Annotated in this window: 26 protein-coding genes; 12 read left to right on the plus strand and 14 right to left on the minus strand. The window is 61.8% G+C overall.

From position 1 onward, the window contains the following. Positions 1-2: 2 nt before the first annotated feature. Genes OPV09_RS25745 through mpl form a run of 3 tightly spaced genes read right to left on the minus strand, consistent with a single transcriptional unit; the run spans position 3 to position 2,571 of the window. On the minus strand, positions 3-617 hold the full coding sequence (locus OPV09_RS25745) for a chorismate--pyruvate lyase family protein (protein WP_338679729.1): 615 nt from the start codon (positions 615-617) through the stop codon (positions 3-5). Further along, entirely contained in the window at positions 614-1,198 is a 585-nt protein-coding gene (locus OPV09_RS25750) for a YqiA/YcfP family alpha/beta fold hydrolase (RefSeq protein WP_338679730.1), read from the minus strand. Before OPV09_RS25750 ends, OPV09_RS25745 begins: the two co-directional genes overlap by 4 nt. Continuing rightward, positions 1,195-2,571 (minus strand): UDP-N-acetylmuramate:L-alanyl-gamma-D-glutamyl-meso-diaminopimelate ligase, encoded by a 1,377-nt coding sequence (gene mpl, locus OPV09_RS25755; RefSeq protein ID WP_338679731.1) that lies wholly within the window; start codon positions 2,569-2,571, stop codon positions 1,195-1,197. The genes OPV09_RS25750 and mpl overlap by 4 nt, the downstream gene beginning before the upstream one ends. Before the next feature lie 115 nt (positions 2,572-2,686). Here mpl and OPV09_RS25760 point away from each other — a divergent pair, with 115 nt between their 5' ends. From OPV09_RS25760 to OPV09_RS25795, 8 genes are all read left to right on the plus strand, one after another. Next, positions 2,687-3,325, plus strand: coding sequence for a hypothetical protein (locus tag OPV09_RS25760; protein ID WP_338679732.1), 639 nt, complete (start codon positions 2,687-2,689; stop codon positions 3,323-3,325). A gap of 19 nt (positions 3,326-3,344) precedes the next feature. Further along, positions 3,345-3,899, plus strand: a complete 555-nt coding sequence (locus tag OPV09_RS25765; protein WP_034746631.1) for a TlpA family protein disulfide reductase — start codon at positions 3,345-3,347, stop codon at positions 3,897-3,899. A gap of 82 nt (positions 3,900-3,981) precedes the next feature. Further along, positions 3,982-4,419, plus strand: coding sequence for a type II 3-dehydroquinate dehydratase (aroQ, locus tag OPV09_RS25770; protein WP_034746628.1), 438 nt, complete (start codon positions 3,982-3,984; stop codon positions 4,417-4,419). Between the two features lie 91 nt (positions 4,420-4,510). Beyond that, entirely contained in the window at positions 4,511-4,975 is a 465-nt protein-coding gene (gene accB / locus OPV09_RS25775) for an acetyl-CoA carboxylase biotin carboxyl carrier protein (RefSeq protein ID WP_034746625.1), read from the plus strand. Between the two features lie 101 nt (positions 4,976-5,076). Next, on the plus strand, positions 5,077-6,492 hold the full coding sequence (gene accC / locus OPV09_RS25780; RefSeq protein WP_034746622.1) for an acetyl-CoA carboxylase biotin carboxylase subunit: 1,416 nt from the start codon (positions 5,077-5,079) through the stop codon (positions 6,490-6,492). Beyond that, positions 6,489-7,433, plus strand: coding sequence for a 50S ribosomal protein L11 methyltransferase (gene prmA / locus OPV09_RS25785; protein WP_034746620.1), 945 nt, complete (start codon positions 6,489-6,491; stop codon positions 7,431-7,433). The genes accC and prmA overlap by 4 nt, the downstream gene beginning before the upstream one ends. Positions 7,434-7,441: 8 nt before the next feature. Continuing rightward, positions 7,442-8,686 (plus strand): DUF3426 domain-containing protein, encoded by a 1,245-nt coding sequence (locus tag OPV09_RS25790; protein ID WP_338679734.1) that lies wholly within the window; start codon positions 7,442-7,444, stop codon positions 8,684-8,686. An 11-nt stretch (positions 8,687-8,697) separates the two neighbouring features. After that, a complete protein-coding gene (locus tag OPV09_RS25795) occupies positions 8,698-9,636 on the plus strand; it encodes a carbohydrate kinase family protein (RefSeq protein WP_034746615.1) in 939 nt (312 codons plus the stop codon). Positions 9,637-9,743: 107 nt separating this feature from the next. Here OPV09_RS25795 and OPV09_RS25800 read toward each other — a convergent pair whose 3' ends face one another. After that, positions 9,744-10,277, minus strand: a complete 534-nt coding sequence (locus OPV09_RS25800; RefSeq protein WP_034746613.1) for a YggT family protein — start codon at positions 10,275-10,277, stop codon at positions 9,744-9,746. A 253-nt stretch (positions 10,278-10,530) separates the two neighbouring features. Here OPV09_RS25800 and OPV09_RS25805 point away from each other — a divergent pair, with 253 nt between their 5' ends. Together OPV09_RS25805 and OPV09_RS25810 are read left to right on the plus strand one after the other, a co-directional pair. After that, positions 10,531-10,851, plus strand: a complete 321-nt coding sequence (locus OPV09_RS25805; RefSeq protein WP_338679736.1) for a hypothetical protein — start codon at positions 10,531-10,533, stop codon at positions 10,849-10,851. Positions 10,852-10,871: 20 nt separating this feature from the next. Continuing rightward, positions 10,872-11,690: a hypothetical protein gene (locus OPV09_RS25810; protein ID WP_338679737.1), complete on the plus strand. Its 819-nt coding sequence runs from the start codon at positions 10,872-10,874 to the stop codon at positions 11,688-11,690. 760 nt (positions 11,691-12,450) lie between these two features. On the opposite strand, the gene OPV09_RS25815 is transcribed toward OPV09_RS25810, so the two are convergent. Then, entirely contained in the window at positions 12,451-13,371 is a 921-nt protein-coding gene (locus OPV09_RS25815; RefSeq protein ID WP_338679739.1) for a LysR family transcriptional regulator, read from the minus strand. A gap of 122 nt (positions 13,372-13,493) precedes the next feature. Between OPV09_RS25815 and OPV09_RS25820 the strand changes: the two genes are divergently transcribed. After that, positions 13,494-13,823 carry a nuclear transport factor 2 family protein gene (locus OPV09_RS25820; protein ID WP_338679741.1) on the plus strand — a complete coding sequence of 110 codons (330 nt, stop codon included), beginning with the start codon at positions 13,494-13,496 and terminating at the stop codon, positions 13,821-13,823. Positions 13,824-13,971: 148 nt separating this feature from the next. On the opposite strand, the gene OPV09_RS25825 is transcribed toward OPV09_RS25820, so the two are convergent. From OPV09_RS25825 to OPV09_RS25855, 7 genes are all read right to left on the minus strand, one after another. Further along, positions 13,972-15,123, minus strand: coding sequence for a ribonucleotide-diphosphate reductase subunit beta (locus tag OPV09_RS25825; protein WP_034746600.1), 1,152 nt, complete (start codon positions 15,121-15,123; stop codon positions 13,972-13,974). A 224-nt stretch (positions 15,124-15,347) separates the two neighbouring features. Next, positions 15,348-18,299, minus strand: coding sequence for a ribonucleoside-diphosphate reductase subunit alpha (locus OPV09_RS25830; protein ID WP_338679744.1), 2,952 nt, complete (start codon positions 18,297-18,299; stop codon positions 15,348-15,350). Positions 18,300-18,691: 392 nt separating this feature from the next. Continuing rightward, positions 18,692-19,303: a 1,6-anhydro-N-acetylmuramyl-L-alanine amidase AmpD gene (gene ampD / locus OPV09_RS25835; RefSeq protein ID WP_338682374.1), complete on the minus strand. Its 612-nt coding sequence runs from the start codon at positions 19,301-19,303 to the stop codon at positions 18,692-18,694. Continuing rightward, on the minus strand, positions 19,281-20,369 hold the full coding sequence (locus tag OPV09_RS25840) for a sigma-54 dependent transcriptional regulator (RefSeq protein WP_338679745.1): 1,089 nt from the start codon (positions 20,367-20,369) through the stop codon (positions 19,281-19,283). The genes ampD and OPV09_RS25840 overlap by 23 nt, the downstream gene beginning before the upstream one ends. A 119-nt stretch (positions 20,370-20,488) precedes the next feature. Continuing rightward, positions 20,489-20,749 carry a PP0621 family protein gene (locus OPV09_RS25845; protein WP_034746591.1) on the minus strand — a complete coding sequence of 87 codons (261 nt, stop codon included), beginning with the start codon at positions 20,747-20,749 and terminating at the stop codon, positions 20,489-20,491. Continuing rightward, positions 20,746-21,549 (minus strand): cytochrome C assembly family protein, encoded by an 804-nt coding sequence (locus tag OPV09_RS25850; protein WP_046684240.1) that lies wholly within the window; start codon positions 21,547-21,549, stop codon positions 20,746-20,748. The genes OPV09_RS25845 and OPV09_RS25850 overlap by 4 nt, the downstream gene beginning before the upstream one ends. A 34-nt stretch (positions 21,550-21,583) precedes the next feature. Further along, entirely contained in the window at positions 21,584-21,883 is a 300-nt protein-coding gene (locus OPV09_RS25855) for a hypothetical protein (protein WP_338679746.1), read from the minus strand. On the opposite strand from OPV09_RS25855, the gene OPV09_RS25860 reads away from it, so the two are divergent. Next, positions 21,882-22,421, plus strand: coding sequence for a hypothetical protein (locus tag OPV09_RS25860; RefSeq protein ID WP_070301191.1), 540 nt, complete (start codon positions 21,882-21,884; stop codon positions 22,419-22,421). The two genes, OPV09_RS25855 and OPV09_RS25860, sit on opposite strands and share 2 nt — an antisense overlap. Positions 22,422-22,489: 68 nt before the next feature. Here OPV09_RS25860 and OPV09_RS25865 read toward each other — a convergent pair whose 3' ends face one another. Both OPV09_RS25865 and OPV09_RS25870 read right to left on the minus strand, forming a co-directional pair. Then, positions 22,490-23,473, minus strand: a complete 984-nt coding sequence (locus tag OPV09_RS25865) for an ABC transporter substrate-binding protein (protein WP_034746579.1) — start codon at positions 23,471-23,473, stop codon at positions 22,490-22,492. A 146-nt stretch (positions 23,474-23,619) separates the two neighbouring features. Then, a complete protein-coding gene (locus OPV09_RS25870; RefSeq protein ID WP_338679747.1) occupies positions 23,620-25,614 on the minus strand; it encodes a MacB family efflux pump subunit in 1,995 nt (664 codons plus the stop codon). Between the last annotated feature and the right edge of the window lie 5 nt (positions 25,615-25,619).

The raw sequence follows: 25,619 nt of genomic DNA on the forward strand, positions 1-25,619 counted from the left end.
TGTTATGCTTTGTTTATTAATGTGTCGGTTGCAACGGTACGAGTGACGGGCGTCAACTCCAGCACCGCCGGCAAAAATACTTCCGTTACCAGCAGCAATCCCTGGTGACGCTGATACAGGCAGCGGCGGGCAAAAAACAGCGCCTGAGCGTCGGCGCGCCGCCCTTCGAATGCCAGCGCCGCCTGCGCCCGCTGCACCAGCGGGTGCCCGGCGCGCAAGCGGGCAAATTCCAGTTCGCCGCGGCGTACCATGCGGTCGCCAAACAGGGTCGTGCCCAGCGAACGCTCGCCCAGCGCGGAAAACAAGGGCCAGTCCGTGGCCGTCGCCTGCATGGGCACGACGGTATGGCCAAACACGGCCGGTCTGTCATCACAACGCAACAGCACTTCACGTTCCCACACGCGGCCCGCGCGGTGCAAACCAATGATGGCGGCCTCGTCGCTCAAGCAACGTGCCGTTTCCTGATGCAAACATTGCACGCGAAATGCCTGGCTATGCGCTTTCAGCTTGGCGGTCAGCGAACCGCCGCCCGTGAGCCAGTGGCGCAAGGCCGGCGGCGCATTGACGGCATTTACGTGCGCATGCCATTGCGCCTGCCGCAGCGAACCCGGCCTCACTGGGCAGCGTCCGCATCGATGCCGCAAAAGGCCAGCACGGGCGCCAGGTAGTCGGCAAATTCGCTGATGCCATGGTCGCTGCCGTCGATGAGCAACTGCCGCGCCCCCTGATAATGCGCCACCATGTCGCGGTAGTCGAGCACTTCATCGCCAGTGGCGGCAATCAGGAAATAGCGTTGCGGCTCAGTAATTTTCTCTACGGCAAACGTGCGCAGCTCGTCGATGTACTCGCGCTTGAACTCGAACGGCTTGTCCGAATGGAATTCCGTCGTCACGCCCACATGCTGTTCCAGGTCGATCAGGGGCACGATGGCAGGATTGAGCAATACGGCGCGGCAACCGAGCTGCTCGGCCAGCCAGGTGGCGTAATAGCCACCCAGCGAGGAGCCGATTATCGTCAGCTCGGCCGCCGCCACGTCCTTGACCAGCGACAGGGCCAGCTCAATCGCCAGTTTCGGCGAAGCCGGCAATTGCGGGCACAGCCACTGTCCTTCGCGGCCCAGCGCCTGCATCTGCGCGGCCAGCAGGCGCGACTTCATCGACAGGGGCGACGAGCGGAATCCATGCAGGTACAGAATCATCGGCCCAGGGCCTCCAGCAATTTCTGGTGCACGCCGCCAAAGCCGCCGTTGCTCATGACCACGATCTGGTCGCCGGGACGCGCGCTGGCCGCCACGGCCGCCACCAGGGTATCGATGTCTTCGTAGGCGCTGGCAATCTTGCCCAGCGGCGCCAGCGCGTCGCCCAGGCTCCAGCCCAGCGCTTGCTGGCTGCCGAAACCGAAGACGAGGTCCGCATCCTTGAGGCTGCCCGGCAGCGCATCTTTCATGGCGCCCAGCTTCATCGTGTTCGAGCGCGGTTCCAGCACGGCCAGGATACGGGTGCCGCTGCCTACCTTCTGGCGCAGGCCGCCCACGGTGGTGGCAATGGCCGTCGGGTGGTGCGCGAAATCGTCGTACACGGTGATGTCGTTGACGACGCCGCGCACTTCCATCCGGCGCTTGACGCTCTCGAACGTGGCCAGCGAGGCGCACGCCTGGGCTATCGGTACACCCACGTGGCGCGCGGCGGCGATGGCCGCCAGCGCATTGCTGCGGTTGTGCTTGCCCGTGAGCGCCCACGCCACATGGCCTTCCTGCTTGCCATTGAAGAACACGTCGAAGCTGCCATCGGCCTGCTCTTGCAGTTGCCAGTTGGCATCTTGACCAAAACTTTCCTTTTCGCTCCAGCAACCGCGCGCCAGCACGCGCTGCAGCGACGCTTCATCGCCGTTGAACACGAGACGGCCAATGCCGGGCACGGTGCGCACCAGGTGGTGGAATTGCGTCTCGATCGCGTGCAGATCGGGGAAGATGTCGGCGTGATCATATTCCAGGTTATTCATGATGGCCGTCTTCGCGTGGTAATGCACGAACTTGCTGCGCTTGTCGAAGAAGGCCGTATCGTATTCGTCCGCTTCGATGACGAAGAAGTCGGAATCGGCGCTATTGCCGTCGATCTTGCCGCTAAGGCGGGCGGAAATGCCAAAGTTCATCGGCACGCCGCCGATCAGGAAGCCTGGCGCGTAGCCCGCGTCTTCGAGTATCCAGGCCAGCATGGCCGACGTGGTCGTCTTGCCATGCGTGCCAGCCACGGCCAGTACCCACTTGTTGCGCAAGATGTGTTCGCCGATCCATTGCGGGCCGGACACATACGGCAGGCTGCGGTTGAGGATCTCTTCCACCAGCGGGTTGCCGCGCGAGACCACATTGCCAATCACATACAAATCCGGGTTCAGCTTGGTCTGTTCCGGATCGAAACCCTGGATCAGTTCGATTCCCTGCGATTCCAGCTGGGTGCTCATCGGCGGATACACGTTGGCATCGCAACCGGTAACTTTATGGCCGGCTTCCTTGGCCAGGACAGCCAGGCCGCCCATGAAGGTACCGCAAATGCCGAGAATATGAATATGCATGTGATCAGTGCGAAAGGCGCACGCTTAAGTAAGTAAGACGGTGGGATAAAAAACAGCAAGTGCAGGATTTTACCTGACGCCATGACTTTTTCCGCTTCGGAGTATCATCTCGCTCATGACGAACGATGCATTTGACGATAGCGCGCAGTTGCGCCTGGAAATCGCCGCCGCTGCCGCGCGCCTCGTGGCGCAGGACGGCGCCGACTATGGCAGCGCCAAGCGCAAGGCGGCGCGGCAAGTCCTCGGCGACGCGCCGAACCGGCCCAATATCCTGCCTGACAACGACATGATCGAGGAGCAGGTGCGGCAATACAATGCCCTGTTCCTGGCCGGCAGCCAGCCGGCGCGGCTGTTCCAGCTGCGCACGATCGCGCTGCAGGTGATGGAAGCGTTGCAACAATTTCATCCCCTGCTCAGCGGTCCCGTGCTCAATGGCACGGCCGGCCCGCACGACGAGATCTATTTGCAGCTGTTTGCCGAGAGCGCCAAGGAAATCCACATCTTCCTGCTGAATAAAAATGTCGTGCTCGACATGTCGGAAAGCCCGCATTTCAAGGGGGCGCGTTATGATGCGGTCGAGACCGCCAGTTTCTTGTGGAAAAACGAAGGCGTGCACGCGGCCATGTATGAGCTCGACGATATGCGCGGCGCGCTGAAAGCCAAGGCGGATGGCAAGGTGCTGCGCACCGACATCGCCGGGCTGCGCAGCCTGCTGGCCGCCAGCCTCGCAGATGGTATGCCGGCTGCCGACTAACATTGATATAGATAAAGTTATGACAAAAAAGAATTGGATCGCGTGCGCCATCGTGGCGCTGATGTTTGGCGGCATGGGCGCTTACGTCGGTTTGAGCAAGGAAAAAGCCAAAGCAGCAGGGCCGCTGACGACGACCATCGCGCCGGGCGCGACGGGCCCCGTCACCGAGCTGTATGCGCTGTCCCTGCCGGACGCGGCCGGCGCCACGCAAGCGTTGTCGCAATGGAAAGGCAAGAATGTGCTGGTCAATTTCTGGGCGCCGTGGTGCCCGCCTTGCGTGGAAGAAATGCCGGAGTTATCCGAAGTGCAAGGCCACTATGCGGCGAAAAACCTGCAGGTGATCGGTATCGGCATCGATTCGGCCAGCAATATTGCCACCTTTGCCAGCAAGTTCAAGATCGCCTATCCCGTGTATGTCTCCGGCATGAGCGGTACCGACCTGTCGCGCCATTTTGGCAATGCCACGGGCGGTTTGCCCTTCACGGTGCTGATCGGCGCCGATGGCGAAGTCAAAAAGACCTATCTTGGCCGCTTGAAATTTGATCAATTGCGCGCCGATCTGGATAAATTGTAAATTCGGAGCGTGCTTTTTTCTCTTGCCAATGCGTATCTTTGGCGGCAAAATGCGGAACTTTCGCTAAAACGGTCTTCCATACATGGCAAAAAACCTCCTTCTGCTCAACGGTCCCAACCTGAATTTGCTGGGAACGCGCGAGCCTGAGGTCTACGGCGCCAGCACCTTGGCCGATATCGAACAGGCAGCAATGGCGCAAGCCATGGCGGCCGGCGCCGACCTGGTCTGCTTTCAAAGCAACCACGAAGGCGCGCTGATCGACCGCATCCATGCCGCGCGAGCGGAAGGGATCGATGCCATCGTCATCAATCCGGGCGGCCTGACCCATACCAGCGTTGCCTTGCGCGATGCGCTGGCCGGGGTCGCCATCCCGTTCGTGGAAGTCCATATCTCGAATATTTATCAACGCGAGACGTTTCGACATCACTCATTTCTCAGCGCGATCGCGCAGGGGACGATCTGCGGGCTGGGTATCGATGGATATCGGTTTGCCATCGACTTTGCGCTTAAAAAACGTTAATCTACGCGATCTGCACGCATTTAGCGCGGCGATAGGTTCTTGGACATCACCGCATCACTCAAAAAACAAACTACATTCCTAGGGGTTTTACATGGATCTACGAAAACTCAAGACCTTGATCGACCTGGTCGCCGAATCGGATATCGCAGAGCTGGAAGTTACCGAAGGCGAAAGCAAGGTTCGCATCGTCAAATCGTCGGCCATGCCGCAAAACCAGATGGTCATGATGCAGCCGCAAGGCATGCAAGCCCAATACCAGCCAGCCGCGCCAGCCGCCGCTCCCGCTGCGGCAGCCGCCGTCGTGGTCGCCGCCGAGCCAACGGGCTATGTGGTCAAGTCGCCGATGGTCGGCACCTTCTACCGCTCGTCCGCTCCTGGCAGCGCCGCCTATGTTGAAGTGGGCGCTACCGTCAAGGAAGGTGATACCCTGTGCATCATCGAAGCGATGAAGCTCCTGAATGAAATCGACTCCGACAAAGCCGGTGTCGTGACCCAGATCCTGGTCGAAAACGGCCAACCGGTCGAATTCGGTCAACCCTTGTTTGTGATCGGCTAAAACCCAGTCCACACGGCCGGCAACGGCCGTTTGCAGTTTTAGCCCCTCACACTTGTTGTTTCGCCGGCTCGCCGGCTCTCACAGACATACGCGAACCTACCATGTTTGAAAAAATCCTGATTGCCAACCGTGGTGAAATTGCCCTCCGTATTCAGCGCGCCTGCCGCGAAATGGGCATTAAAACGGTTGTAGTCCACTCCGAAGCCGACAAGGACGCGAAATACGTCAAGCTGGCCGACGAATCCGTTTGTATCGGCCCGGCACAGTCGTCCCTGAGCTACCTGAACATGCCCGCCATCATCAGCGCCGCTGAAGTGACGGATGCGCAAGCGATTCACCCAGGCTATGGCTTCCTGTCGGAAAATGCCGACTTCGCCGAACGCGTCGAGAAATCGGGCTTCGTCTTCATCGGCCCCCGCTCCGAATCGATCCGTTTGATGGGCGATAAAGTATCGGCCAAGCAAACCATGATCAAGGCTGGCGTACCGTGCGTCCCGGGCTCGGAAGGCGCGTTGCCCGACGATCCGAAAGCGATCGTGCAAATTGCCCGCAAAATCGGCTACCCGGTCATCATCAAGGCCGCCGGTGGCGGTGGCGGACGCGGCATGCGCGTGGTGCATACGGAAGCGGCCCTGATCAACGCCGTGGCGATGACCAAGACGGAAGCCGGCACGGCTTTCGGCAACCCTGAAGTGTATATGGAGAAGTACCTGGAAAATCCGCGCCACGTGGAAATCCAGATCCTCGCCGACGAACACAAGAACGCCGTCTGGCTGGGCGAGCGCGACTGCTCCATGCAGCGCCGCCACCAGAAAGTGATCGAAGAAGCACCAGCGCCGGGCATCCCGCGCAAGCTGATCGAGAAAATTGGCGACCGTTGCGCCGAAGCCTGCCGCAAGATCGGCTACCGCGGCGCCGGCACGTTTGAATTCCTGTACGAAAACGGCGAGTTCTATTTCATTGAAATGAATACCCGCGTGCAAGTGGAACATCCGGTGACCGAGATGATCACCGGCATCGACATCGTGCAAGAACAGATTCGCATCGCCGCCGGCGAAAAACTGCGTTTCCGCCAGCGCGACGTCTTGCTGTCGGGTCACGCCATCGAGTGCCGCATCAACGCCGAAGATCCATTCAAGTTCACGCCATCGCCAGGCAAGATCGTGTCGTGGCATGCACCGGGTGGCCCTGGCATCCGCGTCGATTCGCACGCCTACGCCGGCTACTACGTGCCGCCGCACTACGACTCGATGATCGGCAAAGTGATCGCTTACGGCGCCACGCGCGAACAAGCGATCCGCCGCATGCAGATCGCCCTGTCCGAAATGGTGGTCGAAGGCATCAACACGAACATCGCCCTGCACCGCGAACTGATGATCGACGCGCGCTTCATCGAAGGCGGCACCAACATTCACTATCTGGAACAGAAACTGGCCGACATGCCGGACCTGGGCAAGAACCTGAATGGCGGCAGCCCCAGCATCGCCAAGAAGTCCGAAATCAAGGCGGGCGCATGAGCTGGACAGAAATCGTCATCGAAATCGCCCGTGACAACGCCGAGGCCATGTCCGACGCGTTGATGGAAGCGGGCGCCCTGTCGGTGTCGGTGGAAGACGCCGATGAAGGTACCGAAGCCGAGCAGCCCCTGTTTGGCGAGCCCGGCATGGAACCGAAGGAAGCGGCGTGGGAACGCAGCCGCGTGGTGGCGCTGACCGACGTCGACGCCGACCAGGCCGCCATCGTGGCCGCCGCAGCCCAGGCTGTCGGCATGACGGAAGTGCCCGCCTTTACCATGCGCCCCGTGGAAGAGCAGGACTGGGTGCGCCTGACGCAGTCGCAATTCGCACCGATTCACATCGGCAAGAATATCTGGGTCGTGCCCAGCTGGCACGAGGCACCGGACCCTGACGGCCTGATCCTGGAACTGGACCCTGGCCTGGCCTTCGGCACGGGCAGCCATCCGACCACGCGTTTGTGCATGGAGTGGCTGGAAGCCAATCCTGCTCCAGGCAAGACCGTGCTCGACTACGGTTGCGGCTCCGGCATCCTGGCCATGGTGGCCAAGAAACTGGGCGCGCAAACGGTAGCCGGCGTCGACATCGACCCGCAGGCGATCGAATCGGCGCGCGACAATGCCGAACGCAACCAGTGCGACATCGAATATTTCTTGCCAGACACGTTTGCCACGTCGGCACACGCCACAGCCAAGTTTGACATCGTCGTCGCCAACATCCTGTCGAGCCCATTGAAGCTGATGGCGCCGATGCTGTCGGGCCGTGTCGCCGATGGCGGCGCCCTGATCCTGTCCGGCGTGCTGGCACGCCAGGCCGAAGAAGTGGCCGCTGCGTACGCACCGTTCATCGAGCTCGGTGTGTGGGCCGAGCAAGACGGCTGGGTGGCGCTGCATGGCCGCCTGGGCAGCACGCAAGCGCCTGCGCCCCGTGCGGAAGGTGCATAAGCACAGCAATGGCCCTCGCCACCAAATGCCCCCATTGCAACACGATATTTCGGGTCGCTGCTGACCAATTGAAGTTACGTGGGGGCATCGTGCGCTGTGGCACGTGCAGAGAAGTGTTTGACGGCAATGCCGCGCTGGTCGATCCAGCTGCGGCATCGCCGTTTTTAACATCGGCCCCCGGCACTGCCGCCCCGCTGCCAGACAGTTACCCTGCCGACAACAGCTTGCCGTCCGCCACGGACGACGAACCCATCTATTCCCTCGACTTCGACACTTCGTTCGACCCGTTCGGCATCTTGCCTGAAACGGCGCAGCTCAAGGACGATGAAGACAATGGTGAGCATATCGAGCTGGACCTCGACGTGGCCCTGCCCGAAGAGGTACCGGCCGCCGCACCGCTCGACATACCGCTCGATAGACCTGAACCTGAAGAAACCCCGGCAAAGCTGCCCGAAGCACCGCTGCCTCAGCCGATGGCGCCCTTTAAGCGCCGTCAGGTCGATGACGCGCCCGCCTTCGCCACGTATTTGCGCGACAGCCGCCGCGAACCGAATCTGGAAACTGGCGCCGCCCCGGCGCTGCCCGCGACCGAAAAAGTCAGCCTGGACAAGCCCGCGCCCGCGCGCCGTGAACCGACGCTGGCCGACCACTCGTTCGAAGCGCTGCCCGCCGCGCCCGTCGCGCCGGAACCAGCCGAAGAGCAGGAAGAACCTATCCTGCCGCCAGCCGACGACGAGCCGGCCTTTGTAACCTTGGGACGGCGCCGCGAACAGAGCGGCAAGGCCTTGCGCATGGCCATGGCCGCCGGCTCGGCAGTACTGCTTTTGCTGCTATTCCTGCAAGTAATGACCACCTTCCGCAACCCGCTGGCGGCGCAATTTCCGCAGTGGAAGCCAACCCTGGTGGCGCTGTGCAAGCTCAGCGGCTGCCAGGTCGACTTGCCCGCGCAGATCGAGGCGCTGGCCATCGAGCAAGGCGAGTTGCAGACCTTGAAGGACCACACCTTTTCCTATGTCTCGCTGCTGCGCAACCAGAGCCGCAGCGTGCAAGCCTGGCCCAGCATCGAACTGATCCTCAACGACGCCAACGACAAGCCCGTCCTGCGCCGCGTGATCGCGCCGCGCGACTACCTGCCAGCCAATATCGACGTGAGTAAGGGCTTTGCGCCACGCTCGGAACAAACCATCAAACTGTATTTTGCATTAGACCAGCTCACGGCGTCTGGCTACCATATCGCCATCTTTTACCCTTAACAGACACTATCATGACCAAAACATCGCTGATCTGCGGCTCGCTTGCCACCGACACCATTATGCAATTCCCCGGCCGCTTCGGCGAATCGCTGCTGGCCGACCAGTTGCACAAGGTGAACGTGTCCTTCCTCGTGCCCACCATGCGCACGGAGTTCGGCGGCTGCTCGGGCAACATCGCCTACAGCCTGAAAATGCTGGGCGGCGACCCGCGCATCGTCGGCGTCATGGGGCAAGACAGCGCCGCCTACCTGGAGCGCCTGCAAAAGCTGGGCATTTCCACCGCCAACATCCTGATCAAGGCCGACAGCTACAACGCACAGTGCTTCGTCACGGCCGACGCGGACAATAACCAGATCAACGCCTTCCACCCGGGCGCCATGTCGTTTGCGCATGAAAACCCGATCGCCAACGCAGGCCCGGCCAAGGTCGCCATCATTTCGCCGGACGGCGACCAGGGCATGCTCAAGCACGCCGCCGACCTGGCCGAGCTGGGCATCCCCTTCATGTTCGACCCGGGACAGCAGTTGCCACGTTTCAATGGCGAACAGTTGATCGACTTCATCAACAAAGCCACGTATGTGTCGGCCAACGACTATGAAATGGAAATGTTAATGGAACGCACGGGCTTGACCCTGCCGGACATCGCCAGCCGCCTGGAAGCGCTGATCGTCACGCGTGGCGAAAAAGGGTCGGAAATCTATACGGATGGCAAGCGCATCGACATTCCTGTCGTAACCGCCAAGGAAGTGCTGGATCCGACCGGCTGCGGCGACGCCTACCGTGCCGGCTTGCTGTTCGGCATCACCAACGACCTGGGCTGGGAAACCAGCGGCCGCCTGGCCAGCCTGCTGGGCGCCATCAAGATCGCCACCCAGGGCGCGCAAAACCACGTGTTTACGCCAGAGAGCATCGCCGACCAGTTCGAAGCGGCGTTCGGTTACCGCTATTAATATGCAGGTCGGATGTGCGCGGCGCGGCCGCGCGTCATCCGACAACATCATTGGCATGGCAAGTGCTGATGTCGGGTTACGCTACGCTAACCCGACCTACGCCACCATCATCGCACCACAATAATCATTCCCACCAGCACCTGCGCGATCTGCAGCAGGATCAACGCGACCAGCAACGACAAATCCAGACTGCCGATCAGCGGCACGACCTTGCGGATCGGACGCAGCAGCGGCTCGTTCAGGGCCCGCACGAACGGCGCCAACGGCGCATGCGGGTTGACCCAGCTGAAGATGGCTTCGATAATCAGCAAGGCCATGAAACCGTAGAGTATCCATTGCAGGAAGCGTTGCAGCGACTTGAGCAGCACCACTTCGACGGGATAGCCGGAAATAAACAGCACCGAGCTGGCCAGCAGCACGATCAGGAAGGCGCCGATCAGACTGGCCCAGTCATACCCGCCCACACCCGGCACCACGCGGCGCAGGGGGCGCACCAGCCAGTCGGACAATTGAAACGTGAATTGCGCCACCGACGAGGGCGGCCGCACGCGCACCGCCTGCATCCAGAAGCGCAGCAGCAACACGCCGCCCAGCAAGGTAGCGATGGTATCAACGATCAATGTAAGGATAACGATCAGCACGACTAATTCTCCAAAAAAAAACCGCTGTGTGATTGAGTCACACAGCGGCGTGTTGCCTCATCCAGGCACCCGTATCGTTGGAATTACGATGGGCGGGTGCTGGTTGGGAATGGCCAGGCTGCAGCCGGTGCCAACACGGTTTTTGCTACAGGTGCGATAGGTGCCGATGGCTTGGCGACAGGAGCTGCCTTCTTCGGCGCGGCCTTTTTAGGCGCGGCCTTCTTGGCGGCTGGCTTGGCGGCCACGGCGGCTGGTGCCGCTGGAGCTGCTGCCGGCGCTGCTGCTGGTGCGGCTGCCACGACTGGCGCTGCGGCTGGCTTGGCGGCAGGTTTCGCTGCTGCTTTTGCTGCCGGCTTGGCGGCTGGCTTTGCTGCAGGCTTGGCGGCTGGCTTCGCTGCAGCTTTTGCTGCTGGCTTGGCTGCCGGTTTTGCTGCGACCTTGGCAGCAGGTTTCGCTGCTGGCTTGGCTGCCGCTTTGGCTGCTGGCTTCGCTGCTACCTTGGCTGCTGGCTTCGCTGCTGCTTTTGCTGCCGGCTTCGCTGCTACCTTGGCCGCTGGCTTGGCTGCCGCCTTAGTTGCTGGCTTGGCTGCTACCTTGGCCGCTGGCTTGGCTGCCGCCTTAGTTGCTGGCTTGGCTGCTACCTTGGCTGCTGGCTTGGCTGCCGCTTTGGCCGCTGGCTTCGCTGCAGCTTTTGCTGCTGGCTTGGCTGCCGCTTTTGCGGCTGGCTTCGCTGCCGCCTTGGCGACGATTTTTTTCGCTGCTGGCTTGGCTGCCGCTTTGGCGGCCGGTTTCGCTGCTGCCTTGGCTGCAGGTTTCGCTGCGGCTTTTTTCACTGCTGGCTTGGCTGCAGCTTTTGCTGCTGGCTTCGCTGCTGCTTTGGCGGCCGGCTTGGCTACCGGTTTTGCTGCGGCTTTTTTCGCTGCTGGCTTGACTGCTGCCTTGGCGGCCGGTTTGGCTGCTGCCTTGGCTGCAGGTTTCGCTGCGGCTTTTTTCACTGCTGGCTTGGCTGCTGCTTTGGCCGCTGGTTTTGCTGCGGCTTTTGCCGCTGGCTTGGCGGCCGGTTTGGTTGCGGCTTTTTTCGCGACAGGCTTGGCTGCTGCCTTGGCGGCAGGTTTCGCTGCGGCTTTCGCTGCTGGCTTGGCTGCCGGTTTGGCGGCCGGTTTCGCTGCTGCCTTGGCCGCTGGTTTCGCTGCGGCTTTCGCTACTGGCTTGGCAGCCACTTTTGCTGCAGGCTTGGCTGCGGCTTTGGCGGCTGGTTTTGCTGCTGGTTTCGCTGCGGCTTTGGCAGCTGGTTTAGCGGCAACCGTCTTCGCTGCGGCTGCCGGCTTCTTCGCGGCAGGAGCAGCCTTGGCGGCTGGTTTCTTTACTTCTGATTTCTTAGCGGCTGTTGCCATTTGTCTCTCCTTCATCTGAGATGAGAAATTTAAGCTACAAGATTTAAACCCGTCCGACCCACCACAGGGATAGGCCAGGCGAATTATTCATCGGCGCAAACGGTCGTTTGCGCTAATGAATTCGGCACCAGCTGAACTGCTGCAACTCCTCACGTTTGCAGCACTTCAGCCATCGTCGGTGCCACCCTGCTTTATCTCGCAGCTGGTGGCAAAGTCTGAATTCGGTCATTCGTTTTCGATGCCGTGCGTTTTTTCGCTCCTCGCATCGCGCTCGCCACAACACCGATACGTCAAATAAAAAACCGCCATGCCTGAAAAAATTCGGGCACGGCGGCAGACGAAAACGGTGTGGTTTTGTGCATATCCGTGTAAATCTGTATCCCTGTTTTGCGAGGTTTTTTCGCTACCGCGCTGGTTAAAAAACCCCGCATTCTAACGCTCGCATTTGCAATCTCATAAAGTACACGAAAACCTTGTCAATGCGCAACCGGCACGACACGTTTTCGTCCGCTTTTTTGCACGATACGCGTGCTATCGCACAATCGCGCGGCAAATGCCGCCGCCAGCGTGTGCGGAAACGATATTTACACCCCGCCCCGCGCGCATTGGCGCCATCAAAAAAATGCGGTGCGGCGCGCGATGCGGCGAAAAAATGGCCGCACTTTTCTGCGCCGGCGCGCCACTGCACTTCATGAAAAAGCAGCGTGGAAAAAACGCGGCAGGCGATGCCGCAGCCGGCCTCCAGGATGATGGCGGCAGGCCGGAAAAAGCAGGCGAGGCTAGCGCGTGTCGCCGGAAGACGCGGGCCGGGAAAGCGCCAGCGCCGTATCGATGAAGGCGCGCAGTTTGGGCTGGCTCTGGGTACGCGCGGGAAAATACAGGAACAATCCGCTCGTCGGCGGCACGTAGTTTTCCAGCACTCGCAGCAAGCTGCCGCTGGCCAGGTCAGCTTCGATTTCCACGTCGGGCATATACGCCAGGCCCAGACCCGAGCGCGCGAAATCGGCGATCAGCGTAGTGTCGTTGACGACCACGGGTGCGCCCGTTTCCACCAGAAATTCCTCGCCATCGCGCACGAAGCGCCAGCGGTGCAAGGCACCGGAAGTGTGGAAGCGGTAGGCCAGCGTGTCGTGGCGCATCAGGTCTTCCGGAATCAGCGGCCGCCCTTTCCGCTCGAAGTAGCCGGGCGCGCCAACCACGGACCAGCGCAGGTCTCCCGTCAGGCGCACGGCCACCATCCCCTGCTCCACGAACTGTCCCAGGCGGATGCCGGCGTCATAACCGTGCGCCAGCAGATCGACCGCGCCGTCGTCGAGCGACAGGTCGATGGTCACGTCAGGATAGCTGCCGCGAAAACGCGGTATCAATGCGCGCATGACCAGCGCGCCCAGCGCGCGCGGCACCGTCAGCCGCAAATGGCCGGCGGGCCGGTCGCGAAACATGGTCAGCGCGGCGAAGGCGTCATCGATCTGCCGGGTGGCGCCGGCCAGGCTGGCGTACAGGCCCGCGCCGGCTTCGGTGAAGGCGACATTGCGCGTATTGCGCTTGAAGAGCAGCACGCCATGCTGGCGCTCCATCACCTTGACCGCCTTGCTGGCGGCCGTCACCGTCACGCCAAGCTGCAGTGCCGCGGCGCTGAAACTTTTGCGCTCGGCGACCGCGAGAAAGGTACGGATGCCATCGAGAGAGTTCGTTTTCATGCGCGATCACGCCGCCAATAATGAACCTGAAGTGTAAAGCCTATCCCCCCTACTCTACTATTTCTCTGCAATTGAAGGCCATATGATGGTCGCTCCCTGCCTCTTCACCGAAAGGAAGCACCATGTCTCTCCTCATGCCGGCCATCGTCGGCGACTACTTTAGCGCCGACAAGCATCACGATAGCAAGGCCGTGGCGCAATGCTTCGCCGCCGATGGCGTCGTTCACGACGAAGGCCGGACCCACGCGGGCCATGCCGCCATCCAGGCCTGGAAAGAAGCTGGCAGCCAGCAGTACGGCGCCACCGTCAGCCCCATCTCGGCCGACACCCAGGGCGCGCGCTGCGTGGTCACCGGCAGCGTCAGCGGCAGTTTCCCCGGCAGCCCGCTGGCGCTGCGCTTTGCCTTCACGCTCGCCAGCAATCGCATCCAGACCCTGGAGATCGGCGCATGAATACCGATTTCAAGGACAAGCGCGTGCTGATCACGGGCCGCACCATCCCGACCGTGTGAGCCCGATGCAATAAGCTCTCCAGATAGCAAAAGGCCCCGCATTTGCGAGGCCTTTGTTACATACATGAGTTGTGACGCTATCGGCTGGCTTATTCCCAGTTCAGCGCGCCGCCGGTCTGGTATTCCGTCACGCGCGTCTCGAAGAAGTTGCGTTCCTTCTTCATGTCGATCATTTCGCTCATCCATGGGAATGGATTTTCTTCCTGGGCGAACAGCGGCTCGATGCCGATCTGCTGCGCGCGGCGGTTGGCGATGAAGCGCAAATAGCCCTTGAACATCGGCGCGTTCAGACCCAGCACGCCGCGCGGCATGGTGTCTTCCGCGTATGCGTATTCCAGTTCCACGGCCTGCATGAACAACACTTTAATCTCTTCGCGGAATTCGGCCGTCCACAGCTGCGGGTTTTCCATCTTGATCGTGTTGATCAAGTCGATGCCGAAGTTGCAGTGCATCGATTCGTCGCGCAAGATGTACTGGTACTGCTCGGCCGCGCCCATCATCTTGTTCTGGCGGCCCAACGCCAGGATCTGCGTGAAGCCGACGTAGAAGAACAAGCCTTCCATCAGGCAGGCAAACACGATCAGGGATTTGAGCAGCTTCTGGTCGTTTTCCACCGTGCCGGTGACGAACGCAGGGTCGGTCAGGGTGTTGATGAACGGGATCAGGAATTCATCCTTGTCGCGGATCGACTTGACTTCGTTGTAGGCGTTGAAGATCTCGCCTTCGTCCAGGCCCAGCGATTCGACGATGTACTGGTAAGCGTGCGTGTGGATCGCTTCCTCGAACGCCTGGCGCAGCAGGTACTGGCGGCACTCGGGCGCCGTGATGTGGCGGTAGGTGCCCAGCACGATGTTGTTGGCGGCCAGCGAGTCGGCCGTCACGAAGAAGCCCAGGTTGCGCTTGACCAGGCGGCGCTCGTCGTCCGTCAGGCCGTTCGGGTTCTTCCACAGCTCGATATCACGCTGCATGTTCACTTCCTGCGGCATCCAGTGGTTGGCGCAGCCGGCCAGGTATTTGTCCCACGCCCATTTGTACTTGAACGGCACCAGCTGGTTGACGTCCGTCTTGCCGTTGATGATGCGCTTGTCGTCGGCATTCACGCGGCGCGCCACTTGCTCGGCGTTCGCTTCGGACGGCTCGGCACCTGCCGGCAGGTTCAATTCGGTATTTCCCAGTGGCGCTTGCTGCGCCGGACGCGGCACAGCTGCCGACGTGGTTTCATCATCCCATGACAACGACATATTCTTCTTCCTTTCCATGCCGGCGAGCCGGCGATCCGCAACAGGCCCGTTGAATCGGACAATGCGGATATTGACAACATTGAATCAGCCCAGACGCTCTGGGCTGACAACTTTAAATTTTTTAAAAACCGTCGCGAGCAAGCCCGATATCGGGTCGAGTAGCGCAGCCGTACTTTAGTACGGTGAGCAACACAGAACCCGAGAGGGGGCTGCGCAGCAGGTTTTTACTGGCAGGCTTCGCACTCTTCGAAACCGTCATCACCCGGACGCAGGTAGCACGCTTCGCCATCGGCGTCGTCCGCTGCCGCTGCCACCACTGGCGCCACGGCCACCGCTGCTGCCGCCACGGCCGCTGCCTGGGCGCTTTGCGCGCTGGCCGACATGCCGCCGTCGACTGCCACGGCGTTCAGGGCGCCCGTCTTGGAGGTCGATTTCTCCATGTGGGTAGCGGCGATGGTACGCAGGTAGTAGGTGGTTTTCAGGCCACGCAGCCATGCCAGCTTGTAGGTCTCGTCCAGTTTCTTGCCCGATGCACCAGCCATGTAGATGTTCAGCGACTGAGCCTGGTCGATCCACTTCTGGCGACGCGAAGCCGCTTCCACCAGCCAGCTTGGCGACACTTCAAAGGCGGTGGCGTAGATATCGCGCAGGTCTTGCGGGATGCGGTCGATCTTCACCAGCGAGCCGTCGAAGTACTTCAGGTCGGAGATCATGACTTCATCCCACAGGTCGCGTGCCTTCAGGTCGCGCACCAGGTAGCCGTTGATCTCGGTGAATTCGCCCGACAGGTTCGATTTCACGTACAGGTTCTGGAACGTCGGCTCGATACAGGCCGACACGCCGATGATGTTCGAAATCGTCGCCGTCGGGGCGATCGCCACGCAGTTCGAATTGCGCATGCCGAACTTGGCGATGCGTTCGCGCACCGGAGTCCAGTCCATGGCCGACGAGGAATCGACTTCCAGGTAGCCGCCGCGCTCTTCGGCCAGCAGTTTGACCGAATCCTGCGGCAGGATGCCGCGGTCCCACAGCGAGCCGGCGTACGACTCATAGCGGCCGCGCTCTTCGGCCAGTTCCGTCGACGCCAGGTAGGCGTAGTAGCAGACGGCTTCCATCGAGGTGTCGGCAAACGATACGGCGGCGTCCGAGGCGAACGGCACGCGCATCATGTGCAGGCAGTCCTGGAAGCCCATCACGCCCATGCCGACCGGACGGTGGCGCATGTTCGAATTGCGCGCCTTGTCGACGGCGTAGTAGTTGATGTCGATGACGTTGTCGAGCATGCGCATGGCGGTGCGGATGGTCTTGGCCAGCTTGACGTGATCGAGCTTGCCTTCCTTCATGTGCGCCGGCATGTTGACGGAACCGAGGTTGCAGACGGCGATTTCGTCAGGGCCCGTGTTCAGCGTGATTTCCGTGCACAGGTTCGAGCTGTGGACGACGCCGACGTGCGACTGCGGGCTGCGGATGTTGCAAGGATCCTTGAACGTGATCCATGGGTGGCCCGTTTCAAACAGCATCGACAGCATCTTGCGCCACAGGTCCAGCGCGGCGATCTTCTTGAAGACGCGGATTTCGCCGGCGGCGGCCTTGGCTTCATAGCCCAGGTAAGCCTGTTCAAAAGCCTTGCCGACCTTGTCGTGCAGGTCTGGCGTGTCCGATGGCGAGAACAGGGTCCAGTCGCCTTTTTCCATGACGCGCTTCATGAACATGTCGGGAATCCAGTTCGCCGTGTTCATGTCGTGCGTGCGGCGGCGGTCGTCGCCCGTGTTCTTGCGCAGGTCGAGGAATTCCTCGATGTCCATGTGCCAGGTTTCCAGGTAGGCGCAGACAGCGCCCTTGCGTTTGCCGCCCTGGTTGACTGCCACGGCAGTGTCGTTGACCACTTTCAGGAACGGTACCACGCCTTGCGACTTGCCGTTGGTGCCCTTGATGTGGGCGCCCAGGGCGCGCACTGGCGTCCAGTCGTTGCCCAGGCCGCCGGCAAACTTGGCCAGCAGCGCATTGTCCTTGATGGCGTCGTAGATGCCTTCCAGGTCATCGGAGACGGTGCTCAGGTAGCACGACGACAGCTGCGAGCGCAGGGTGCCCGAATTGAACAGGGTCGGCGTCGAGCTCATGAAGTCGAACGAGGACAGCAGACTGTAGAACTCGATGGCGCGTGCTTCGCGGTCCGCTTCGTTCAGCGCAAGGCCCATGGCCACGCGCATGTAGAACGCTTGCGGCATTTCGATGCGCACGTCCTGGATGTGCAGGAAGTAGCGGTCATACAGGGTTTGCAGGCCGATGTAGCCGAACTGCAAGTCGCGGTCGGCGACGATGGCTTTGGCCAGGCGCTCCAGGTCGAAACTGGCGAGTACCGGGTTCAGCAGCTCAGCGGCGATACCCTTGGCAATGTATTGCGGGAAATACGTCAGGTATTCAGCGGCAGCGGCCGCTTGCGGCACTTCCTTGCCGAACACTTCCTTGCGCACCGTGTGCAGCAGGATGCGGGCCGTGACCTGGCTGTAGGCCGGATCTTTTTCCATCAGTGCGCGCGCCGCCAGGATGGCCGACTTGTGCAGCTCTTCGACAGGCACGCCGTCGTACAGGTTTTTCACGGTTTCAGCCAGGATGGCGTCGGCATCGACGTGCTTTTCCAGGCCGGCGCAGGCGGCGTTGATCAGGTCGCGCACTTCCTGCATGTCCAGCAGGCGGCGCACGCCGTTGTCGGTGACGTTCAGCTGGGGCGCGGTCACTTGCGCGGACGCGCCTTGCGCTTCCTTCTGCAGGCGGCGCTCTTCCATGTGCTTGGCGCGGTACAGCACGTAGGCACGCGCCACGTCGTGCTCGCCCGAACGCATCAGCGACAGTTCCACCTGGTCTTGCACATCTTCGATATGGAAGGTGCCGCCGCCCGGATGGCGGCGCACCAGCGCGGCAACGACGCCGTCCGTCAGCTGTTCCACCAGTTCGCGGATGCGTGCCGAGGCTGCGCCCTGGCCGCCGTTAACGGCCAAAAACGCCTTGGTCATGGCGATCGCGATCTTCGAAGGCTCAAATGCCACCACCGCACCGTTGCGGCGGATGATGCGATAGTCGCCCAATGCCGCGCCCGTGCTCGCCACGCTGTTGGCCGCGCCTGGCGCTGGCGATACTGGCGTTGGATGGATGGAAATATCTTGTGGTGATTGCATTGAAGCTCCCGTTGTCAGCTAAAGTCAGCCTGCAGTTTTGCTGCCGCGTGTGTTGTTGAATAGAACGCCCGATGGTCAGGGTTTCTTCAGGTATTTGTTGCTAAATAGTAAATTATTAATGCATAAAACAGAGTCAGAAGCCATATCGCCACACCGTACTGCCCGGCTGGCGCGAAACACGATCAAGGGTGATAAACCGCCAGTTCCAGTGCTTTATCAGCAATCCGGGTAGCTTTGACAATAATTCTGAAAACGTCTGTGATGGCACTAGATATAGTCTTTACATCCAACTTCTGCACTAATTGTAGTACCCATCGGAGGGTGATGCAATAGTTTTCCGGCATCCGCCGGCGTAATTTTTTGTATTTTCATATACGATTTCGGTTGACTTTTCAGGGTATGGATGGAAAGCCCAATCCCCGCGAAGTAAGCGCTAACGCAGGCTGCCCGCGCAAGATTTCCAGCCAGCATTTTTGATAAAAATGCCAGTCAAAAAACGGCCCCGGATCCGTCTTCCTCCCCGGCGCGATATGCTCGTGCCCGCGCACCTGCGACAGCCCGTAGCGCGCCACCAGCGCCGCCGTCAGCGCCGCCAGCACATGGTATTGCCGCCGCTGGAAGGGCACGTCGTCCGCGCCTTCCATTTCGATACCGATGGAATAGCCATTGCACTGCGGGCGTCCTTCAAACATGGACGCGCCCGCATGCCAGGCACGTTGATCAGTAGAAACATATTGCAGCAGCGCACCATCGCGCCGCACAAAAAAGTGCGCCGACACCTGCAAGCCACGCAGGTCGGCGAAAGAAGGATCGGCATTATAATCTACCCGGCCCGTAAACAAGTCCGACACATGCGGCCCGCCAAAGTGGCCACCCGGCAAGCTGATGTTATGGATCACCAGCAAGTCGACTTGCGTACCGTCCGGGCGCGCATCGTGGTGCGGCGAGTCATAGCGCAGCGCGCCAGCGCACCAGCCATCTTCATCTATCGTCCATACGCTCATCAAGTAAAGCTTCCTGTATCGTCAATTTCTGCATGCGGTAACGCAACTGGCGCACGCTCAAGCCCAGCTGGCGCGCCGCCCTTGCGCGGTGGTAGCGCGCCTGTGCCAGCGCCAGCATGATCATGTCGCGCTCGGCCTGGCGCAAATACACGTCGAGCGGCAGGACGGGGGCCACGCCATGCGCGGCCATGCCGGGCAGGCACAGTTGCCGCTCCGGCAAGTCCGGCAGTGCCGGCAGTGCCGGCGCCGCCCGCAAGGGCATAGTGCCCGCCGTGGATGGCAAGGCCAGCCCGTCGAGCGCGATCACGCCGCCGTCGGCAAACGCCAGCGCCCGCTCCAGCACGTTTTCCAGTTCACGCACATTGCCGGGAAACGCATACGCACCCAGGGCCGCCAGCACCGGCGGCGCCAGGCTCACGGTCCGGCGTGGCGACAGGCGCGCGAGGATCACCTCACATAATACCTGCAGATCGCCGCGCCGCTCGCGCAACGGCGGCAGCGCCAGCTCGATCACGTTGAGCCGGTAAAACAGGTCCTGGCGGAATGTGCCGGCGGCCACGCCGCGCGCCAGGCCATGCTGGCTCGCGCACAGGATGCGCACGTCGACGGCTTCGTCGCTGCTGCCGCCCAGCTTGCGCACGCGGCGCTCCTGCAGCACGCGCAACAGTTTTACCTGCATGGCCAGCGGCAGATCGTCGACTTCATCGAGCAGCAAACTGCCGCCATGGGCCGCCTGGAACAAACCCTGGCGTTCGTGCAGCGCGCCCGTATAGGCGCCCGGGCGGCAGCCGAAGAATTCCGCTTCCATCAGCGCTTCGGGAATAGCGCCGCAGTTGACGGCGATAAACGGGAAGCTGGCGCGCGCGCCCTGCGCATGGATGGCGCGCGCCGCCAGTTCCTTGCCCGTGCCCGATTCGCCGCGGATGGCCACCGGCGCGCCACAGCGGGCGATGCGGCCGATCTGCGCGCGCAGCGCCTGCATGGGCAGCGAGTTGCCGCTCAGTTGCGGCGCCGGCGGCATGCCGGTGGCGGTCACGGTATCCGGACCAGGATTGGGACGGGACATGGAAGCGCGCCTTTCCGCAATGGCGGCGGCGAACCGCCTCATGCAGATGCTACGCCGGACGGAGGCCGGAGGACGTTACGATACGGATGAGCAACGCGAGCGCACCTGCGGGCCTGCCCTTACAAGGTGGCGTGCGCGTGGCTGCAGTAATCGTGGCCCTTGGCCTGCACGTTTTCGGAGGCCGGGTAGTACACGCCGCAGTGGGCGCAGCACAGCATCAGCTCGGCATCAGGCAATTCCTGCGGCCGGCCGGGCGGCGCAAACGGGTTCGGCTGCTGTTGTTGCTGCGCGCGGGCCCGTTGCTGCATGCCACGGATCTTGCTGCGGATCGCAAACAGCACCAGGAACACCAGCGCCAGCCAGAATAAAACACGTGTCATGCGAATCCTCGGTGTAAAACCACTTCCAGTACAAAACGGCTGCCGACATAGGCCAGCAGCAAGGTGGCGAAACCGGCCAGGGTAAAGCTCAGGGCCGTCTTGCCGCGCCAGCCGCGAAAGCGCCGGCCTGCCAGCAGCGAGGCAAACAGCAGCCACGACAGCATGGTAAACACGGATTTGTGATCCCAGTTGAGCGCCTTGCCAAACAGTTGTTCGGAAAACACGATGCCCGACAGTACGGTCAGGCTGAGCAAAATAAATCCCAGGCCGATCATGCGGAACAGCAGCTTTTCCATCGTCAGCAGGGCTGGCAGCTGGTCCAGCGCCGTGCCGATGAAGCCGCGGCTTTCGCTGCGCGTATGCAAACGCGATTCCTGCAGCGCCATCAGCACGGCGTGAAAAGCGGCAATCGTCAGGGTGCTGTAGGCGAGCACGGCCACGGCAATATGCCAGCCGAAGACGGCCGACTTGCCTTCCATGCTGACCTGGCTGCCAGGAAAGGCCCAGGCCAGGCCAATGGCGAGGACGGCGCTGGGCATGACCATGCGGCGCAGTCCGTCCAGGCTGAAATTGCGGTTCTCTATCCAGTAGGCGCCCACCGACACCCACAGCGCGGCCGACAGCATGGCGGAAAAACCGAAGCGCAAGGTGCCCGGCGCCATCAGGTCGAACCACAGGGTGGCGGCGTGCGCCAGCCAGGCGACGCCGGTCAGGCCGGCAATGAGCCGGGCACGGGACGAGGGAAGCACCGCGCACGCCGCATACAACAGGGCGGCGATGAAAAAGAAATAGATCTGCATAGTTTAAGTTTACACCATAGCCGGCAAGCGCGATTCAAGCGACAGTATGGGCTGCAGGCAATTCGCCGCCAGCCGACACCGCAAGCCTGCCATGATATCGCGCCTCGGGCGCGGCGGGGTAGCGCACCCTCAAGATTTTGGCAATCTTTCCTGCGGCGCACTGCCGCCGCGTCACGGCCACGTTGCCATCTGGATGAGCCAGCCCTATAATTATGTCCATAGAGCAACAATCTTTCACTTTTCGCCACTCGCCCACCACCGCCATGTTTTCTTTCAAAAAAATTTCCTGGACCTGTCTCCTGCTGGCCGCCTGCACCGTATTAAGCGGTTGCATGAAAGATGCGCCTTCCCAATCCACATACGAGGAGTATTTCCGCACGTCCATCCAAAGCTATGACCTGTACAAGGAGTACTTCGACATTGCAAAGCTGGAAAAGCTGAACGGCTGGAAAGAGAACGAACAGTACGAAATCAAGGGCTCGGCCGTGCTGCGCGCCAAGGTGGGCTACCTGGAATTGCTGGCCGACGTGGCCGACAAGCTCGAAACGCAGGCAAAGACGGACGGCTCCGTGGGCATGACCATGGGCCTGGGCCTGATGGCGCGCGGCATGGGCGGAGAGAACAAGGTCTTCCGCGAATTCTGGGTGCAGCAGCAGGAAAAGAAGGCGATTCCCGCGCCGCTGCTGGCGCGCCAGGCGGCGATGACGGCCGAGCGTTTCGATAACCTGATGCAATGGTCGGACCAGCTCGTGCAAGACAATTACGGCGCCATCATCAGCCGCCAGCTGAAGAAAGGCGATGAGCTGACCCGCATCTACACGCTGAGCTTCCGCCAAACGGAGAAGGGCTGGATGGGTTTTAACGCCCGCTAAGGCCACCCTTCCATAAAAAAACCTCCGCGCCATCGCTGGTGCGGAGGTTTTTTTCATGGCTGCCTGATTTACTTCACGTTCAGGCTCTTTTTCGCCTGCTCCAGCAAGTCCGTCTTGACCCAGTCCTTGGCCACGGGCGGCTTCGTCATGCGGCCCACGCCCGTTTTCACCATCACGTCCGTGGTGATCTGGATATGCTCGGGCGAGATATCGTACGAATACGGCGAATTGCTGATCGCGTCGTCGAAGTCATCCTTCGTGATCTGGCCGCGGAACACGACTTCGCGCACATATTTTTCCGCCGTCGCCTTGTTGTCGATAAAGGTCTTGGTCGCTTCGACGAAGCAGCGCATGAATTTTTCCGCCACGGGACGGCGTTCCTTGTAGAACTTTTCCGTCATCACCATGGTCCGCACGGGCTCGCCGATCGGCGTGTCGTACGGTTTGATGACCTCAGTGCCGAAACCCTTGTTGATCGCCTGCGACGATTGCGGCTCGGACTGCATCATCGCGTCGATATTCTTGCCCATCAGCGCCTGGTTCAAGTCGGCGTAGGCGAGAAATACCAGCTGCACATCCTTGCCCTTGGTTTCCGAGTACGTCAGGCCCGCCTGCGACAGCTCGGCCAGCAGCAGCACTTCCTGGATGCCGCCGCGCGTCACGCCCACGCGCTTGCCCTTCAACTCCTTGACGCTGGTGATCTTTTGCCCCGCCCCGCCCACCAGGCGCGCGCCGCCCTTGGCAAAACCGGCGACCACATAGATCGGGGCACCGCCGGCGCGGCCGGAAATGGCCGCTTCGGACGCCGTCGCGCCAACGTCCAGCTCGCCCGCGATAATCGCCTGCATCACGTCGAGGCCCTTGGCAAAGATATGCTCTTCGACCTTGATGCCGCACTTGGGCGCGATTTCCTTGATGTACGACACGGCGCCGTAATGGGCGAATTTCAAATTGCCCAGGCGCACGACTTCCTGCGCCTGCACGGCGCCCATGCCGAAGGCCAGCATGAGGGCGGCGGCGATACCGGTCTTCAGGGTTGATTTTTTCTGCATCGGGTTCTCCTGTGGTGGTTGGTGTGTGCCCGCAAGGGCACGCGAAACACTGCTTTTATTATCAGGAGATAGTACCGCGTGTTAGAGCCAGGGCAACATTTTTTTGCCGGCAGCCACGCTGCCGGCGTTGTTATTACTGCCTGTTATTACTGTCCAGCCAGCGCCACGACCGGATCGAGTCCCGACGCCTTGCGCGCCGGCATGAAGCCAAATACCAGCCCCGTCACCACGGCGCAGGCAAACGCGCCGGCAATGGCGCTCAGGGAAAAGATCACCGGCACGTCCCACACCAGCAGCAAGCCGGCCACCGTCACGCCGACCACGATGCCGGCCACGCCGCCCACCACCGACACCAGCACGGCTTCGGTGAGGAACTGGCGCAGGATGTCCCGCCGGCGCGCGCCCGTCGCCATGCGGATGCCGATTTCGCGCGTGCGCTCGCGCACCGTCATCAGCATCACGTTCATGACGCCGATGCCGCCCACCACCAGCGAGACGACCGCAATCAGGCTGAGCATCATGGTCATGTTGTCCTGCGTCTTGGCTTCGGCGGCGATCGAGGCGGCCGCGTTGCTGATGCCGTAGTCGCGGATGCGGTGGCGCTCGAACATGGTGGCGTCGACCGCCGCCTCCACCTCCGTCACGCGCTTGACGTCGTCCACCGCCATCACCGTGTAGGTGGGCTCGCGCTGGCCGAAGACGCGGATGCCGGCCGTGGAAAACGGCAGCAGCAGCACGTCGTCTTCATCCTTCTCGCCCGTCAGCGCGCCCTTCGCGCTCATCACGCCGATCACCTGGAACGGCACGTTGCCGATCAGGATGCTCTGCCCCACGGGGTTGGGTACGTCGGGCATCAGCTTTTCCGCCAGGTGCGCGCCCAGCACAGCCACGGTCGCCATCTCGCGCTCGTCTTCCTCGGTAAAGAAGCCGCCCTTGGCCACGGGCCAGGTCTGGATCTGCGGCAGGGCCGGCCCCGTGCCGCGCACATAGGTCTGCACGTCGAGGTTGCCGTGGCGTATCACCTTGTTGCCCGTGACGTTAGGCAGCACGTGGGAAATGCCCGGCACGTCCTTGAGCGCATCGAGGTCGGCCAGGGTAATGCTGCGCCCGGGGATGCGCGAGCTTTCGCCGCGCGACGCCATGTACAGCAGATTCGAGCCGAACGCGCCCAGTTGCGCCATCACCTGCTGGCGCGTGCCCAGGCCGATGGCCAGCATGACGATCACGGAAGCGACGCCGATGACGATGCCGAGCAAGGTCAATCCCGTGCGGAAGCGGTTGATCCACAGCACGCGCCAGGCCGCGCGGGCCGCGTCGAGCAATTCCGTGCCCAGCGACGCGCCAGTGTCGTGGGCGGCGCGCGACATGTCAAGCGGTGGCAGGGCCGTCGACGTGGCGGGAATGGCGATGGCGCCCAAGTCTTCGACGATTTCGCCATCGCTGATCTCGATCACCCGGCGCGCCTGGGCCGCCACCTTGCGGTCATGCGTAATGAGGATGATGGTGTGGCCCGCATCGGCCAGTTCGCCCAGCAGGGCCATGACTTCGGCGCCGCTGCTGCTATCTAACGCCCCCGTCGGCTCATCGGCGAGAATGATGCGCCCGCCATTCATCAGGGCGCGCGCGATCGACACACGCTGCTGCTGCCCGCCCGACAACTGGTTCGGCCGGTGATCCAAACGTTCACCGAGGCCCAGGCGCTTGAGCAGCGCTTCCGAGCGCGCATGGCGGGCCGCCGCCGGCATGCCCGCGTACAGGGCCGGCACTTCCACGTTTTCGCGCGCCGATTCCGTGGCGATCAGGTGATACCCCTGGAAGACGAAACCGAACGCTTCGCGCCGCAGCCACGCCAGTTCATCGGGGTTCAGGCTGGCCACGTCATGGCCGGCGAAGCGGTACGTGCCGTCGCTGGGGCGGTCCAGGCACCCCAGCAAATGCATCAGGGTCGACTTGCCGGAACCGGAGGCGCCGACGATGGCAACGAATTCGCCGGCGCCAATCGACAAGGTCAGGCCGCGCAGCACTTCCACGGCCGGCGCGCCATCGTGGCCGCCGTAGCGCTTGCGGATGCCAGCAAGTTCAATCAATGGCGCCGGCTGGCCAGGTTCTCCTGCTTGTCCCAGCGACCTGGCCTCGCTCATCGCGC

The sequence above is a fragment of the Janthinobacterium sp. TB1-E2 genome, assembly GCF_036885605.1.
GTDB lineage: Bacteria > Pseudomonadota > Gammaproteobacteria > Burkholderiales > Burkholderiaceae_D > Janthinobacterium > Janthinobacterium aestuarii.